The organism is Shewanella sp. Isolate7 (assembly GCF_022398425.1).
In the GTDB taxonomy this organism is placed as follows: domain Bacteria; phylum Pseudomonadota; class Gammaproteobacteria; order Enterobacterales; family Shewanellaceae; genus Shewanella.
This window is the reverse complement of the sequence record NZ_JAKEVJ010000001.1, coordinates 111,514-126,709: the sequence shown is the minus strand read 5'-3', so window position 1 is coordinate 126,709 and position 15,196 is coordinate 111,514. Positions and strand designations below refer to the sequence as shown.

The 15,196-nt window shown below is 54.1% G+C and carries 14 protein-coding genes; 9 read left to right on the top strand and 5 right to left on the bottom strand.

Annotated features, from left to right (window positions below; genetic code table 11):
- Positions 1-140 precede the first annotated feature (140 nt).
- The 7 genes from L1D47_RS00510 to L1D47_RS00480 all read left to right on the top strand — a co-directional run bounded on the left by L1D47_RS00510 (position 141) and on the right by L1D47_RS00480 (position 7,341).
- Complete coding sequence (locus L1D47_RS00510) at positions 141-482, top strand: cupin domain-containing protein (protein WP_239882141.1); 342 nt, start codon at positions 141-143, stop codon at positions 480-482.
- A gap of 362 nt (positions 483-844) precedes the next feature.
- Complete coding sequence (locus L1D47_RS00505) at positions 845-1,696, top strand: outer membrane lipoprotein-sorting protein (RefSeq protein ID WP_239882140.1); 852 nt, start codon at positions 845-847, stop codon at positions 1,694-1,696.
- 39 nt (positions 1,697-1,735) lie between these two features.
- A complete protein-coding gene (locus L1D47_RS00500) occupies positions 1,736-2,968 on the top strand; it encodes an ABC transporter permease (protein ID WP_239882139.1) in 1,233 nt (410 codons plus the stop codon).
- A complete protein-coding gene (locus L1D47_RS00495) occupies positions 2,955-4,220 on the top strand; it encodes an FtsX-like permease family protein (protein WP_239882138.1) in 1,266 nt (421 codons plus the stop codon). Before L1D47_RS00500 ends, L1D47_RS00495 begins: the two co-directional genes overlap by 14 nt.
- Before the next feature lie 51 nt (positions 4,221-4,271).
- Positions 4,272-4,955 (top strand): ABC transporter ATP-binding protein, encoded by a 684-nt coding sequence (locus L1D47_RS00490; protein WP_239851582.1) that lies wholly within the window; start codon positions 4,272-4,274, stop codon positions 4,953-4,955.
- 46 nt (positions 4,956-5,001) lie between these two features.
- On the top strand, positions 5,002-6,261 hold the full coding sequence (locus L1D47_RS00485; RefSeq protein WP_239882137.1) for a hypothetical protein: 1,260 nt from the start codon (positions 5,002-5,004) through the stop codon (positions 6,259-6,261).
- A gap of 114 nt (positions 6,262-6,375) precedes the next feature.
- Positions 6,376-7,341, top strand: a complete 966-nt coding sequence (locus L1D47_RS00480) for a 4'-phosphopantetheinyl transferase superfamily protein (RefSeq protein ID WP_239882136.1) — start codon at positions 6,376-6,378, stop codon at positions 7,339-7,341.
- A 466-nt stretch (positions 7,342-7,807) separates the two neighbouring features.
- On the opposite strand, the gene L1D47_RS00475 is transcribed toward L1D47_RS00480, so the two are convergent.
- Complete coding sequence (locus tag L1D47_RS00475; RefSeq protein WP_239882135.1) at positions 7,808-8,998, bottom strand: alginate export family protein; 1,191 nt, start codon at positions 8,996-8,998, stop codon at positions 7,808-7,810.
- A 282-nt stretch (positions 8,999-9,280) separates the two neighbouring features.
- Positions 9,281-11,281 carry an alkyl sulfatase dimerization domain-containing protein gene (locus L1D47_RS00470; RefSeq protein WP_239882134.1) on the bottom strand — a complete coding sequence of 667 codons (2,001 nt, stop codon included), beginning with the start codon at positions 11,279-11,281 and terminating at the stop codon, positions 9,281-9,283.
- 116 nt (positions 11,282-11,397) lie between these two features.
- On the opposite strand from L1D47_RS00470, the gene L1D47_RS00465 reads away from it, so the two are divergent.
- Positions 11,398-12,333 carry a LysR family transcriptional regulator gene (locus L1D47_RS00465; RefSeq protein WP_239882133.1) on the top strand — a complete coding sequence of 312 codons (936 nt, stop codon included), beginning with the start codon at positions 11,398-11,400 and terminating at the stop codon, positions 12,331-12,333.
- Positions 12,334-12,360: 27 nt separating this feature from the next.
- Here the strand turns inward: L1D47_RS00465 and queF are convergent, their stop codons facing one another.
- Entirely contained in the window at positions 12,361-13,218 is an 858-nt protein-coding gene (gene queF, locus L1D47_RS00460; protein WP_239882132.1) for an NADPH-dependent 7-cyano-7-deazaguanine reductase QueF, read from the bottom strand.
- Positions 13,219-13,278: 60 nt separating this feature from the next.
- On the opposite strand from queF, the gene syd reads away from it, so the two are divergent.
- Positions 13,279-13,941 (top strand): SecY-interacting protein, encoded by a 663-nt coding sequence (gene syd, locus L1D47_RS00455; RefSeq protein ID WP_239882131.1) that lies wholly within the window; start codon positions 13,279-13,281, stop codon positions 13,939-13,941.
- Between the two features lie 92 nt (positions 13,942-14,033).
- On the opposite strand, the gene L1D47_RS00450 is transcribed toward syd, so the two are convergent.
- Both L1D47_RS00450 and L1D47_RS00445 read right to left on the bottom strand, forming a co-directional pair.
- Positions 14,034-14,807 (bottom strand): Zn-ribbon-containing protein, encoded by a 774-nt coding sequence (locus tag L1D47_RS00450; RefSeq protein ID WP_239882130.1) that lies wholly within the window; start codon positions 14,805-14,807, stop codon positions 14,034-14,036.
- Positions 14,807-15,142: a hypothetical protein gene (locus L1D47_RS00445; RefSeq protein WP_239882129.1), complete on the bottom strand. Its 336-nt coding sequence runs from the start codon at positions 15,140-15,142 to the stop codon at positions 14,807-14,809. The genes L1D47_RS00450 and L1D47_RS00445 overlap by 1 nt, the downstream gene beginning before the upstream one ends.
- Positions 15,143-15,196: the final 54 nt, after the last annotated feature.

Below are 15,196 nucleotides of genomic sequence, written 5' to 3'. Positions count from 1 at the left end.
GGCCTATGTAAGTAAAAAAGGAGAACCCGTTTCTCCTTTTTTATTGCGCCCGGTCTGTATCGGCATTAGCTTGGTGTCATTTAGAACTTGGAGCCATCAAGAGCTTGTATTCATCAAGAGCCATTAGGGAGAGAGCGGGGATGACGTCGATAAGTCGGGAAAATGCCGAGCATTATCTTTGGGGTGACAATTGCGATGGCTGGCATTTGGTGAAGCGTCCTGCGCTGAGCGTGATTCAGGAGCGGGTACCTGTGGGCAGGGGCGAGCAGCGTCACTACCACAAGGTGGCGGAGCAGTTTTTCTTTATCCTGTCGGGGACGGCGCTGCTTGAGGTGGAGGGTATCGAGCATAGACTCACGGGCCATCAGGGGATGCATGTGGCGCCGGGTCAGGCTCACTGCCTGCGCAACGGCGGCGAGCAGGTGCTGGAGTTTCTGGTGACCTCGACGCCACCGAGCCATGGTGACAGGGTGAATGTCTAAGCGTAAGCGTTTGTATGTTTCTTTTTAAGACAACAGGTTATAGGCTAGAGTTTAAGTGGTTAGCCTAGGGCCTGTTGACCTTTTGAGAGCAAATTTTGTTCTAATTGAGCACGTTTAAATCGCGGCATGAGGCTTGTAGTATAGTTATTCTATATAAAAGCCGAGTAACAAAGTGTTGAACGTGCTCAAGACGAACCCAGCGGGCAGCGTCTGTATCATTTTTCTGCTGCGTTATCGCTCATTGATGTAGTGCACTACATGACAATCGCTCTGCCTTGTATAAAAGTGATACAGAATGCTGCAAAAATGAACGCGAAAGATAAACAGGCCCTAGCATTTACACATCAACAGGGGACGTTGGCATGCAAGCAGTAAGACCTTGGTTAGTCGGCATCTTTGGCCTGGCGCTGGTGTGGACGACGCCGCTATCTTTATTCACAGAGGCTAGGGCGATGGAGGCCATGGCTGTGGAAGCGGTGGCTGTGGCTGTGGAAAAGGCAGCAGCCGAGGAGGCAGTCTTAGCCGAGCAGGCGCGGCAGATAGTGCGCCGCGCCGACGAGCAGATGCGCGGCCAGTCCAGCTATGTGGTGGCCACCATGAATATAGTGCGTCCCGACTGGACCCGCTCCATGAGTATGAAGAGTTGGACCAAGGGGCTGGAGTTGTCGCTAGTGTTGGTGACGGCACCGGCGAAGGACAAGGGAAGCGTGTCGCTTAAACGCTACCGTGAGATGTGGAACTGGGTGCCCGCCATCGAGCGCATCATCAAGATAGCCCCCTCCATGTTGAGTCAGTCCTGGATGGGCTCAGACTTTACCAATGATGACCTCATCAATCAGTCCTCTATCGTGGTCGACTATCGCCATCAACTGGTGAAGCACGAGGCGATAGAAGGGGACGACTGTTTCGTTATCGACGCCATCGCCAAGCCGGATGCTCCCGTGGTCTGGAGCCGCATCCGTTTGTGGATCTCCTCCAATCACTACCTACAACGCCGGGCGGAGTTTTTCGATGAGTTCGACGAACCGGTCAATACCCTGACCACCTCGGATATCCAGGTGATGGGCGGGCGCATGCTGGCCACCAAGATGGTGATGAGTCCCGCCGATAAGCCGGGCCAGCGCACCGAACTCATCACCCATGAGGCGGCATTTGATTTCGACATAGGCGACGATTTCTTCTCGCAGCAGCAGATGAAGGCGCTGCGGGACTAATCTTGGATTTACCCTTTGGCACAAGGATTGGGATGAGGCATGTTGATTAAGCTGGCGTGGCGTAATCTCTGGTGGCAGAAGCGGCGCACCTTGCTGACCGCCTTCGCCCTGGCCTTGGCGCTGTTTCTGTCTCTGTTCATGCGTAGCATGCAAGAGGGCAGTTACGAGCACAACATCGACAACAGTGCCCGTTTCTCCACCGGTCTCATTCAGCTGCAATCGCCCGAGTATGCCACCACAGAGAGCATCGAAGACTTGCTGCCCGGCGATGATGAGTTTATCGCCAAGGCAAAAGGCCTTGCTCACATCAGCTACGCCCTGCCCAGAATCGAATCTTTCCTGTTGGCCTCCAGCGAGGAGCGCTCTAAGGGGGTGGTGGTGTACGGCGTGCGTCCCCAGCTTGAGAATGACTATTCAGGTATCGCAGATAAGCTGGTGGCGGGCAGTTACCTAAGTCCTGATGCTAAGCAGGTGCTGCTGGGGCAAGGATTGGCAGAGTATCTCAAGCTGGGTGTCGGCGATGAGCTGGTGCTCTACGGGCAGGGCTATCACGGTCAGACGGCAGCCGGTGTCTACCCCATTGCCGGCATACTGCACTTTCCCTTGGCGCAGCTGGATAATCAGCTGGTCTATATGCCGCTCGGCACGGCCCAAGAGCTGTTTTCCACCGGCAATCAGGTGACCGCCTGGGTGCTGCATAGCGACAAACTGGACGAGGTGGAACACCTGACACATCAGTTGTCTGCGCGCTATGACGGCGGGGTGAAGGTGCGCGACTGGCAGTCTCTGGCCCCAGAGATGGCGCAGCAGATCGCCCTGGATAGGGCCGGTGGCCTGTTTATGATCTGCCTGCTCTATCTCATCGTCGGCTTCGCCCTGTTCGCCACCATATTGATGATGACACTGGAGCGCAGGCGCGAATTCGGCGTCATGCTGGCGACCGGTATGGCTCGCTTGACTTTGCTGCGCCTGGTGATGATCGAATCGCTGTTGATTGCCGCCTTAGGAGTAGCCCTAGGCCTGGGGGTGAGCAGCGTGGTTATCGGTTATTTCTATTTCCATCCCATCTCTCTCTCCGGAGAGACCGCCAAGATGATGCTTGAGATGGGCTGGGAGCCTGTGATGCCGATGAAGGTGTCGCTGTCGCTGGTACGCAATCAGGTGATCATCATACTGAGCCTGATGGCAATCTGCCTCTGCTATCCCCTGTGGCGAACCCAGCGGCTGGTGGTGGTCGCGGCGCTCAAAGGAGGCGATGATGACCAAGGATAAGGCTATTTGGCATCTGCCCATGTTGGCGCTGTTGGCCTGGCGCAATCTGTGGCGCAATCGGCTGCGCACCAGCATCATGGTGTGCGCCATGGTGTTTGGTCTGGTGGGCGTGGTGGTGATGATAGGCTTCATGACAGGCATGTACGCCAACATGATAGATAACGCCGTGGCCTGGCAGACCAGCCATCTGCAGGTGCATAACAAGGACTATCTGCTCGACCCGGACATCAATAGCCGGATAAGTGCGCCCGAACCTGTGCTGGCCAGGCTGGCCGAGCTTCCCGAGGTGCAAGGCGTCTCGGCGCGTTTTCTGGTGCAGGGGATGCTGGCCTCACCCCGGGCGAGTCGCGGCATTCGTATCAATGGGGTCGACCCGGCCGCCGAGGCCAAGGTTACGCCCATCGCCGAGCATATCACTGAGGGGGACTGGCTCGACATCGCTGGCCGCCATCCCATAGTGATCTCACAAAAGACGGCGAGCCGACTCAAGTTAAGGCTCGGCTCCAAGGTGGTATTGACCTTCAGCAATGCCGACAAGGCGGTGAGCGGCGCGGCGTTTCGGGTGGCGGGCCTCTATCGCTCGCCCTCCTGTACCTTCGATGAGGCCAACGCCTATGTGCGCCGTAAGGATCTGACCCTGCTTGCTGGCCTAGATGGGGTGCATGAGATAGCGATTCGCCTGAGTAACAGCGACAGTTTAGACAATAGCCGCGCCAGGGCGGTTGCCAAGGCACTTTCCAGCGACCTGGCACCGCAGGACAGGGTGCGCGATTGGCAGCAGATCCAGCCCATGCTGGCGACCATTATCGCGCAGATGGGCACCAGCAATGCGGTGATTCTGGTGATCTTCATCTCGGCATTAGGCTTGGGGATCACCAACATCATGTTGATGGCAGTATTTGAGCGGACGCGGGAGTTCGGTGTGCTGATGGCCATCGGCATGGTGAAGCCTAAGATAATGGGGCTTATCCTGCTGGAGTCACTTTTGCTTGGGCTTACGGGGGCTTTTCTAGGCCTGCTGCTGAGTGTAATGGTAATTGCGCTGCTGGGTAAGACAGGCATTCCCCTTGGCAGCATGGCCGATGGACTCGGCGCGTTTGGCGTTTCGACCACCCTCTATCCACAGGTCGCTATAGATCAGTATCTTCTGACCCTGGCGATGGTGGTGGTAGCGAGCCTGCTGGCCGCCCTCTATCCGGCGCGGCAGATCATCAAGCAGCGTCCGGTGGATGCCATGGCGCAGAAGCATTAGGTTGGGGAAAATTTGGGTGAGACTCATTAGAGAAAGGAGTCAGCGTATTTCATGACCATAGCGATTCAAGCACTAACGAAAATCTATAACCCCGAGAGTGACTTTCCGGTGGCCGCGGTAAAATCGCTGGATCTCACCATAGCCCAGGGGGAGTTCGTCGCCATCATGGGGCCATCCGGGTCGGGCAAGACGACGCTGCTCAACATGATAGGCGGAATAGATAGCCCGACGAGCGGCGCCGTGTTGATTGACGGTGAGGATATCACCCGACTGAGCGAGCAGGCGCTGATCGCCTTTCGCCGCGACCATGTGGGTTTCATCTTCCAGGACTACAGCCTGCTGCCCGTACTGACGGCGCTAGAGAATGTGGAGTTTGTCATGCAGCTACAGGGCCACAGCGAGGCCGAGTGCCGCGAGCGCGCCATGGCGCTGCTGACTCAGGTGGGGTTGACCGATCAGAAGGACAAGATCCCCGCCAAGCTGTCGGGTGGCCAACAGCAGCGGGTTGCGGTGGCGCGTGCCCTGGCACCGAGACCCAGATTCGTGATGGCCGATGAACCGACGGCCAACCTAGACGCCAAGAGCACCGCCGAGCTTTTAGATATCATGCAGAGCTTAAACGAGCAGGAGGGCACCACCTTTATCTTCTCGACCCATGATCCACGGGTGATCGCCAGAGCCAAGCGGGTGATAGTGTTTGAAGATGGCCGCCTGGTGGAGGATCGTCGTCAATGAATCGGGCGGCTGAGTGTTTATGCTTTTGCTAAGGCTAAGGCCATGCTTGGCTGCCGTCGTCTGCCTCTTCGCGGCTCAGTCGAGTTTCGTGGCATTAGCTTCGCCCATTCCCGGCGTTGCGCCCGAGCAGCCCTGGCAGGTCAAAGGTTATGTGAGTTATCTGGGCTCTATGGTCGCGCCAGAGCAGGGCGATAAGCTGTGGGACGGCCTGCTGCATAATCGTATCGACGCCGAGTATCGCTGGCAAAGAGTCAGGGTGAACGTAGGGCTGCGCAATCGTCTTATGGCAGGTGACACCACCAGCCTGCCGGGTTATGGCGGCCTGATCTCGAGGGATCCCGGCTACTGGGATCTGTCGGCCAACTGGCTCGAGAGTGGCGACTGGATTGGCAATAGTCAGTTAGATCGTGCCTACCTGAGCTGGCAGTTCGATGACAAGTGGGAGCTAACCGCAGGCCGCTTTAGGGTCAACTGGGCCATGAGTACCCTGTGGAACCCCAATGATATCTTCAACGCCTATTCCATCTATGATGTCGACTATCCTGAGCGCCGGGGCGTCGATGCCATTAAGCTTAGCCGTCAACTGGGTTATGCCAGTCAACTGGAGCTTGTCTATAGTCAGGGGGATGATGGGTTAACGCCCGCTAACGCCGAGCGTACTAATCGCCAGTATGCCGGGCGCTATCTCGGGCATAGCGTTCTTGGTGATGACGTTTTTGGCTATAACCTCGGCTGGGATTGGCAGCTGATCATAGGTGAGACTCGCGACGACAGGGTGTTCGGTGGCGGGTTTGCCGGCGATCTTTTTGGCGCCGGGCTACGGGGCGAGCTGAGCTATTTTGACCCTATCGATGACCCGGGTGGAGCGAGGCTTTCACCAGGGGGGAGCGAGTTGCAGCCACAGTCGCTCAGGGCCAGCACTGTGGCTACGCTTGAGATGGATTACAGTTTTGCCTCTGAGGCAAACTGGCGTCTGCTGGGCGCCGCGCTCTATATCTCATCTCCGGTGGCTGTCGACAGTGCCTTACTCTATCTTAATCTGCCGCTTTCGGCGCGTACCCTGAGCTTTACGACCTGGACCTATTATCTGGATGTCGGCTTTGACATCACGCCCCTCAGCCGCCTGAGTAGCAATGCTAGCTACTATGATGATGGCTCCTTCTTTGTGGGCGTCACCTATCAGTATTCGCTGGCGGACGATTGGCAGCTTAGCCTGATCGCACAGCGTTTCGATGGCTCGACTGCGAGCCTTTTCGGCCAGTCGGCGTCCACCTTAGGCTATCTGCAGCTCAAGTGGAGTTTTTAGCTGGTTTGCATCTGAGCCAGGTTTCAAAGAGAGGCCTATTTTAGCGGCTCAGGTGGTGCTCCTAAGCCGTCGATGGTAGGCTTGGCCAACTTATCAAGCAGGACATTAACCGAGTTGAACAAGGTCGCTGGGGACGCTATTCCCGTACATCTCTATCTCTGCCCATTGAATTTGCCCAGTTTCAGCGCCGAGCAGCAGGCGCGCCTGCTTGACATCCTGCCGCTGGATGAGCAGCAGAAAGTGACGCGTTATCGAATGGCGTCCGCCAGAGAGAAGGGACTCTTGGTCAGATGCTATCTGCGTCAGCTGCTGTCGCAGGCCCATGAGTGCCTGAATGCTGAAGCCGGTGATGTTATCGCCCCCACTGAGTGGCGTTTCGATTATCTGGATAAGGGCAAGCCTGTGCTGAACGAGCCGCTTTTTCAGCGTAGTCGTCTGGTGTTTAACCTGAGTCACAGCGGCGACTATATGCTTTTGGCGATCGCTCAATCGCCTAATACGCTAGCACCTAACCCGTTAGTAACTAAGTCCTTAGCATCTAAGTCCTTTAAATCAGGAGCTTTAGGGTCAGAGCAACAGGTCAGGTCGCTGGAACTGGGCGTCGATATCGAGCGTCTACGCACTAACACCAACATTCACGCCATCCTTAACCATTACTTTACCCAGCAGGAGCGAGACGTCCTGCTGGCCTTGCCACCTGAGCGGCAGCGTCTGCGCTTCTTCGATCTCTGGGCATTGAAAGAGTCATACATCAAGGCCAAGGGGTTGGGGCTGGCGCTCTCTCTCAAGTCTTTCTATTTTACCTTGAGTGATGCCCCGCATCAGGCGCTGAGTTTTAATGGCTTAGCGGCCCGACAAGTCTGGATAGAAGAGGCGGTGAGCCTGTTTCTCGACCGAGAAAATGCTGACCAAGCCGATGCAGGCGACAGCCAGCAATTGGCTCGGCCTGCTGCGGGCTGGCAAAGTATCCTAGGGCAATTCGATGATGAGTATCGTTTTGCGCTGAGCCTCTCCTCGACACAGCCACTGGCGTTATGTTGTGAGATGGTGAGTGCGCAGGCCTTGTTGCTGGCCGACTAGCTTTTATTCTTAGCTCTAGGGTCTGTTTATCTTTCAGGTTTAATTTTTGTTCGATCTAAACGCATTTTGCTCAAGGCGCATGCTGTGCGGCATAGTTATTCTATGTAAATAGCAGGTAACAAAGGGCAAGGCGCGTTTAGATGAACCCTTCGGGCAGCTTTTGTAGGCCATTTCTACGGCGTTATCGCCCGCTCATGTAGAATAACTACAATACACGGACTCTGCCTTGTATAAATCACCTTCAAACTGCTGCAAAAACAAACGGCAAAGATCAACAGACCCTAGGATATAGTCTGGGTTTATTAGGCTTTGATAGAGTGAAGCAGCCTGAACCGACAGCGGCAGACAGAAAAAAGCAGGAAAACCAAGGTTAAAATTGGCATTCCTGCAAAGCTGTTGCAACTCAGGGAGTACTAGCGCCTATCGCCCGCCCTGGGCGATAGGAAAATGGCTTGGTACTTCTGGTTTAGTACTTAGCCTGGAAGGTTAGCCATAGCTTGTCTGTGTCGTTAGAGAAGGCATAACCTTCATCGGCACCGCTGAAGCTGGCGTATTTCAGACCCACGCTATAGTGGTTGGCGAAAGGATAGGTAGCCGATACGCCCCATTCCTTACCCATGTCGACATCACCATAGTCAGAGTCAAACTTGTTATACTTGGCGAGTAGTTTCAGACCTGCGACTTTGGCAGTCACAATAAGGTGAGTCTCTACGATACCATTTTCCCAGTTACCCTTGCCACCAAACAGGAACTTATCTGTCCAGCCGTTAAAGGCGTGCAGTGTGGCCAGTGGTGTGATAAAGCCTGCTTTTCCGTCGTCAGAGCCCAATACCTCGTAGCCCACTTTAGCACCGAAGGCATCGAAGTTTACGCCAGCACCGAGCTTGTAGTATGAGGCTGAGTAACTTACAGGGTTGTCGCCGCCTTCAGACTGCTGGGCGAATTCTGCCTCATAGTTGAACTTAAGTTTATCTAGCTTGATATCGCCGGTCGCGCGCACACCATAGGTGTCAGTCGAGAAGGCTGCTACGTTGATGTTGTCGATCAGGTAAGCGTAGCCACTTAACTTAACGAAATCTAAACCTTTGTAGTTGACGTTAAGTAGGTGGGTTTCATTCTTGTGCTCATCTTTGCCCGAACCTTCAGGGAAGATACGATTAACATTATTCACATAGGCGTAGTAAGCGGTTAGTCCTTCAACGGCGGTATTTTTTACCGAGAAGGCATCGTAGGTCTGCTCGTTCTGGCGGAAGCCAACACCACCGACGAAGCGCTGGTTGTCAAGCAGGATGCGCTGGCGACCATACTGGGCCAAAGTGTTTGCAGGGCCACGGTATCCAATGTACGCCTGGTTGATCTGTGTATATTCATAGTCAGCAATCAGAGGCTCATCATCGGTAGAGCGCACATCATCTACTTCTGCCAAGGCAAATAGCTTATAAATATCACCGGTTTGATAGGTCAGGCGGGTACGCAGTGTGGTCTGATTTTGCTCGTCGACATTGGCGACATCCACATCTTCATAGCGTAGGCGAAATTGTAAGTTTACCTTAGAATCGTCGATAAAGGCCTTCTTCAGCGGATCGACGCTCTCTGTCGCAAGGGCAGAGGCGGATAAGCTGGCAAGCACGGCAAGGCTGAGGGCATGAAGTTTCATTAATTGTGATCCTTTTGTTTGGTCATTGCTCATCAACTGTTATAGGACTTCAAAAGGATCAATTTGTTGATCTAAAACAATGTTACACGGTGATTAAGTTTTTGTGTCAATAATTGTGATAAAGATCATGAGCTCATACTAAATTAGAGGTATCTCTAAAGTGGTATTTTTAAGTTGTGCTTAATAATGTTTTTTGCATCAATCGGGGGAAGGGATAAACGCCAAATCGGCTAAGTTTGGCGTTTGATTAAATCGAGTTAGTAAGATACTAAGCTATGGCTGTTAATCATGTTTATGTTCACGTTTTCCCAGCGGGACGATTTCGAAGTTGGGATCAAACTGCACCATGGTCGAGGCGATTTTGTTAAAGGCCTGCTGATCGCCTGTCATGCTGGCTTCTCCCTGCTGTAGCAGCTTAGCTAATTGGGTTTGACCTAGCAATATCCGGGTGATGTCGGTCTTGTTGATGGTGAGCGTGGCATCGGCAACCTTTGGCTGGTTAACCTGGATGTTGATTAGGTTGCCATTACTCAGTTCGACATAGAGGACATTCGACTCGTCTGGGGTGATCACATTCAGGCTGATCCGGCCCAGCTTCTCGGCCTTGAGGCTATCTATCTTCACCGCCAGGAAGTCGAACAGGGTCGAGAGATCCATCTCACTGAGCACATCTGCCGATGCCGTCTTTGGCGTGCCAGGTTGAATTCCCATCCTAAGTTCCTGGGCCCCGGTCAGATAGATGTTACGCCATCCTGCGCCTTCGGCCTGGTAGCCCAGCTGTTCATAGGTATCGGCGAGCAGATCGCGAGCGGCCTGATTGTCTGGCTCTGCCGTCACCAGTTTGTTAAGCACGGTGGCGACGAAGCGATACTCCCCCTGGGCATAGTCTCGGCTGGCCTTCGCCATCACCTGCTCGGCGCCCCCCATGTAGTGGACAAACTTTACGGCTTCGGGCGAAGTCGGCAGCGGATTCAAGTTGGCCGGGTTCATGTCGAAGTAGCCCAGGTACATGTTGTATACCGCCTTGGCGTTGTGGCTATAGGTACCGTGGTAGCCCTTGGTATGCCAGGCCTGCTCGATTGCAGCGGGGAGCACCTCTTGAATCGCATCGCCGATATCCTGGATGCTGACGCCCTGGTTGGCCAGTCTCAGGGTCTGGTTGTGGATGAAACCATAGTTGTCCCTTTGTAGGCGTAAGAAATCATTAATGGCGCCGTTACCCCAGATGGGCGCCGAATGGGAGGAGAAGAGCACCTGCACCTCATCCCCGAAGGCATTCATCATCTCATTGATATCTTTTGACCATTTTTGTGCATCACGCACCTTAGCGCCGCGCAGGGTATAGATATTATGCATCCCCTGGTAGGTGAGCTCAGCCGTCCACAGGGCCTTCATCGACGGAATGTAGGTGATCATCTCTGAGGCAGCCTCTGTGCCAGAGGCATCCATGAAGACCATCTCCAGGCCATCAATGCTTAGTGTTTGCCACTTAGCGTCAGCGTTGAGCGTATAGTCGGGTTTGACGAAGGTGATCTCCCCCTTGGAGATCCCCTTGCCGAGGGCGGCATCGACGATACCGTGCTCGTGTTTCCCTAAGGTGGCGCCATATTGATAGGCGGCGCGGCGGCTCATGGCATTGCCGGCCAGCACGTTCTCGTCGACGATCTCCTTGGTGATGTTATGAGAGCCGTAGACTTTGACCTCTGGGTACAGCATCTGCACGCCCCTGGCGCCACCAAAATGATCCGCATGACTGTGCGAGTAGATCATGGCGACAATGGGGAGATCGCCATCTTTGGGCAGGTGCTTCATGGCAAACTTTATTGATGCCATTGAGGCCTCTTTGGTGAGTAAGACATCGTAGGCAATCCAGCCGGTTTTCCCTCGGATAAGGGTCAGGTTGGCGAGATCTGTCCCCCTGACTTGATAGATGCCATCACGTACTTCGTACAGTCCGTTGGCGACCATGTTGAGCCTTGCCTGACGATGCAGCGAAGGGTTGATGGTGTCTGGCGCCTCGTCGCCGAGAAAGGTAAAGTCGGCGCGCAGGATGGCGGCAGTCGTCTCATCCAACTCGGCAATCAGCTTGGCACTAGACGCCTCGAAGGCGGCCGTGTCGGCAAAGTTGAGTTGCTGTGCCAGTGCCTGATTAGCCTTTTTGGTGTGGGCAGTGGCGGCCTTACCCTGATAACCGACGCTGATGTGGTCGTGTTCATGTTGGGCGGCTTGGGCGTTGATGGATAGTGCGGCGAGCAGGCAAAGCGTTAATGGTGTCTTTTTCATGGTCTGACCCTTAGCTGGTTTTTTAATCGATGAGGTCAGTATATGGCGCTTGAGCTGTTAAATAATTAGGGGTAACCTGCTTTGTAATATTTATATTATAAATAGTATTCGAGCCTATGCCGCAACGTAAACCATTAGACTTAAACCTGTTAAGGGTGTTTGCCGTCGTCTGTCGTACCGAGTCCTTTAGCAAGGCGGCTGAGGAACTGGATCTCACTCAGTCCTCGGTGAGTAATGCCATCACCCGCCTGAAGGCCAGGGTTGGCGAAGCCTTGTTTGTGCGCGTGGGAAGAGGCGTTAAACCCACGGCCGCGGCGCTGAATCTGTATTGGCATCTCGCCGGCCCCTTGGCTGAAATCGAGCAGTTGGTTGCAGGCCTGGAGGCTTTCGACCCTAAGTTGAGCCAGAGAACCTTCACCGTTTATGCCAACGACACCATCATTGAGCTGCTTCAGGCGGCGGCTGAGGAATACCTCAGTGAGATGCGGGTGGAGATCATCTTTAAAGAGGCGCCTGTGCAGGAGCAGGATTTTTTGAAAGATCTGCAAACTGAAAAGGTGGATCTGGCTATCGATGTCTCTAAGCCACAGGAAGCCGGCTTTGACGTTGCGCAGATATTGCAAGAGCGCATCGTCTGTGTGGCGCGCCGGCAGCATCCGCGCATTCAGGGGAGTCTGAGTTTTGAGCAGTATTTTGCGGAGAAGCATATCATCTTCAACCTCAGGCGTTTTAACCTCAAGGTGGTGGATATGCTGACGACCCAGGTGCTGCCGGAGCGTAAGGTGTATTGTGAGCAGTCTTCGCTATTGAGCATGATAGCCACGGCGGCGAAGAGTGATGCCCTGGCCATAGTGACCGAGTCTTACGCCAGGGAATATGCCGAACTGTTTAAGCTGCAGGTGTTTGAGCCCCCCTTTGAGACCAAGCCACTGAATATCTATATGCTGTGGTCAAAACGGCTCGCTCAGAATCCTGCCAATGTGTGGCTGCGCCAGACGCTGGTGAGTCTGCTGCAGGGGCAGCATCGTCAGGGCAAGAAAAAGCCCGCTTAGTGCGGGCTTATTTACGCATTCAACAGATCACTGACGCGCCAGTCGATGGTTTTCCGGTGGATTTTCGAAGTCGCTGCGATAGGGGTTAATGTCTAAGCCACCGCGGCGGGTGTAGCGGGCATAGACGGTCAGCTTGGCGCAGTGACACAGGCGCTTGAGGTCGACGAAGATACGCTCGACACACTGCTCGTGAAACTCATTGTGCTGCCTGAAAGAGATAAGATAGCGCAGCAATTTCTCGCGATCTATCTTGGGGCCCTGGTAGCGGATCATTACGCTGCCCCAGTCGGGCTGAGAGGTGATCAGGCAGTTAGACTTCAACAGGTTAGAGGTGAGTGTCTCGGCCACCACGCTCTTGTCATCCGTGCTGTCGATAAGATAATTGCTAGAGAATTCGTAGCTGTCGATCTCGATATCCAGATCGTCGATGCAGGTGCCTGGCAGTTCTACGACGCGCTGATGGACGAACTGCTTTGGCTCGATGATTTTTACTACCACCTCACCGCCGGCGCAGGCCGACAGATCCTTGGCTAAAGTCTGCTGAACCTGCTCGATGGAGTCGAAGCGGGTCTGGTTGAAGCTGTTGAGATAGAGCTTGAAAGACTTGGACTCGATCAGGTTGTCGCTGTTGAAGTCGAGGATAAACTCGGCGATGGCCACCATGGGTTTGCCTTTGGCGTTTAACCAGGAGAGTTCATAGCCGGTCCAGATGTCGGCCCCATGGAAGGGCAGGGGATCGCCTAAGGCGATGGCATCCCGGTTGAGCTGGCGCGGCACGCCTTGTAGCAGGGAGGCATCGTATTGGGCCTGATAGCCAGTCGATTTACCTAAGGTCAGTTTGGACAACGCGGGGGCGTCGCGATAAGGGTCATGAACCTGTGTCATCAATCGTTTTTCCATGTCAAAATAGGCGCACATTATACTTAAAATTCGGGTAACTGCTAAGTGTCTTATTTGCCTGCACTGGATCAATTTTTTACGCTTTATCATCAAGCCTATAGCGACAAACTGGGGGAATTTCCCCGCTATTTCCCCTTAGGGGAAGCCTCAATCTGCGTCCTGGCGTGCGATCAGGAAAAGGTGGAAGCGTCGCCCGAGCGCTCGGTGCAGTGGCAGGCGGTAAGACGCGACAGCCAGGGGCAGTTCGACAACATAGAGCATGCGCTCTCCATCAAACTGCATCCGAGCATACAGGCCTTGTATGGGCGCTATTTTTCGGCGCCGCTGATGTTTGACTCAGACTTTGGTAAAGGGGAGCTACTACAGCCTTGGAACCAGCAAGATTTTGAATACTTACAGCAAAATCTCATCGGCCACCTGATGATGAAACAGAAGCTGAAACAGCCTGCGACCTGGTTTATCGGCGTGCTGGGGGAAGGCGACGAGATGTTGGTGGTGGATAATGAGAATGGCAGCGTCTGGATAGAGATTCCGGGTGAGCTGCCTCATCGTCAACTGGCCGATAGTCTGGAGGATTTTATTGCTTCTCTTAGCCCGCGAGTCTGTCCGCCGCAGAAACCGGTCGAAGTCGCTATGCCCGAGACAGATCATCCCGGGATCTGGCAGCGACTCAAGACCATGTGGCGCCATCTGCGCGCTAAGGGCTAAGCTCAGCGTTAAATAATAGTCTGCTCACAAAGGACTATAGCGGTGAAGAGACGCCTTGGTTGAAGTGCGCCTCATTTGCAGAGACGTATTGATTAAAGGTGATCCCAGGAGATGTTGGAGACGATGCGGCAGTTATCGCATTTGAAGTGGAACAGATCCAGCAGTGGTGTCTCCTGTAGCCAATGGGGGTTACCGCAACGTGGACAGGGTCTTTGCTGTTCGGCGGCCAGACTCTCGCCCCCTACACGATAGAGATAGTAGTAGGTAGGGATCTTGGTGAGGTATTCGATGCGTCCACGCAGATCCCAGCCGCGACGAAACAGGTCGCTGTCGCACTGACTCAGTTCGTCTAAGGCGGCAAACTCTGCCTTAGTGGCCGCCGCCATCTGCAATTCATCACAGGCCTGCCATTCGGTTTGCCACTTGATCACCCGCTTGTGATCGCCGTTAAAGGTCGCCGGGAGTCGATACAAGGGAATGGGCTGCAGGGTATCACCATTTCTCAGGGGAGAGCACATATGCACATAGCTGGTATAGAGTAGTTGCCAGCTGGGTGTCTCTGTGCTGCTGACTTCAGAGTTGATATCCTGACCGATATATTTTTCTCTTGGATGCAACAGTTTGGCCTCGGTGAGTTCTTCGAGGGCATAGTTGACCCAGGGGCTGTTGAAACGTTTGGCTAGGCTGCTCTTTTCTGGTAACAGCAGATGCACCCTGAATTCACCTTCGTTGAAGGCCACGGCAAATTCGCGTCCCAATACCTGACCATTGGCGCGGTAGGCTTCGAGTAGACCATTAATGGCACGCTCGGCGGCCGTGATGGTGGTGTTGTCAAAACACTCGAATCTGAGTTCCACCACGTGCATCAGCAATTACCCTTGTCGTTTAATTTGGCTTCGAGCTCGGTGATACGTTTAATCAAGATCTCTTGATTGGCAGTGAGCTTAGCGACCTGCTCAGCCAGCTGGGCAAGATTCGGCGCCGCCTCTGCACTCTGAATACTTGCTGTAGGTGCCGCTGCGCTGACCACTATCGCCGCCTGTTCGTCGGCCGACATTGATTTAAAGCGTTGTAACCCTTGTACCAGTATGGGCATGGGAAGTGAGTTGCCGAGACTCGCCTTGATTAAAGCCAGGCTGGGGGGCTTACCCGCCAGACTCAATTTTCGTGCGGCGACCAGCACCTGTTCGAGAGGACTCATGATTGGTGAAATTCCTTACTTTTTAGCCTGGCTGACATGAATTAAAAATCAAAT

What these genes read in the sequence shown, in the direction of transcription:
- L1D47_RS00490 (WP_239851582.1), top strand. Translation starts at nt 4,272, where the DNA reads ATGACCATAGCGATTCAAGCACTAACGAAAATCTATAACCCCGAGAGT.
- L1D47_RS00505 (WP_239882140.1), top strand. Translation starts at nt 845, where the DNA reads ATGCAAGCAGTAAGACCTTGGTTAGTCGGCATCTTTGGCCTGGCGCTG.
- L1D47_RS00475 (WP_239882135.1), bottom strand. Translation starts at nt 8,998, where the DNA reads ATGAAACTTCATGCCCTCAGCCTTGCCGTGCTTGCCAGCTTATCCGCC.
- L1D47_RS00445 (WP_239882129.1), bottom strand. Translation starts at nt 15,142, where the DNA reads ATGAGTCCTCTCGAACAGGTGCTGGTCGCCGCACGAAAATTGAGTCTG.
- queF (WP_239882132.1), bottom strand. Translation starts at nt 13,218, where the DNA reads ATGACACAGGTTCATGACCCTTATCGCGACGCCCCCGCGTTGTCCAAA.
- L1D47_RS00450 (WP_239882130.1), bottom strand. Translation starts at nt 14,807, where the DNA reads ATGCACGTGGTGGAACTCAGATTCGAGTGTTTTGACAACACCACCATC.
- L1D47_RS00465 (WP_239882133.1), top strand. Translation starts at nt 11,398, where the DNA reads ATGCCGCAACGTAAACCATTAGACTTAAACCTGTTAAGGGTGTTTGCC.
- L1D47_RS00470 (WP_239882134.1), bottom strand. Translation starts at nt 11,281, where the DNA reads ATGAAAAAGACACCATTAACGCTTTGCCTGCTCGCCGCACTATCCATC.
- L1D47_RS00495 (WP_239882138.1), top strand. Translation starts at nt 2,955, where the DNA reads ATGACCAAGGATAAGGCTATTTGGCATCTGCCCATGTTGGCGCTGTTG.
- L1D47_RS00500 (WP_239882139.1), top strand. Translation starts at nt 1,736, where the DNA reads ATGTTGATTAAGCTGGCGTGGCGTAATCTCTGGTGGCAGAAGCGGCGC.
- L1D47_RS00510 (WP_239882141.1), top strand. Translation starts at nt 141, where the DNA reads ATGACGTCGATAAGTCGGGAAAATGCCGAGCATTATCTTTGGGGTGAC.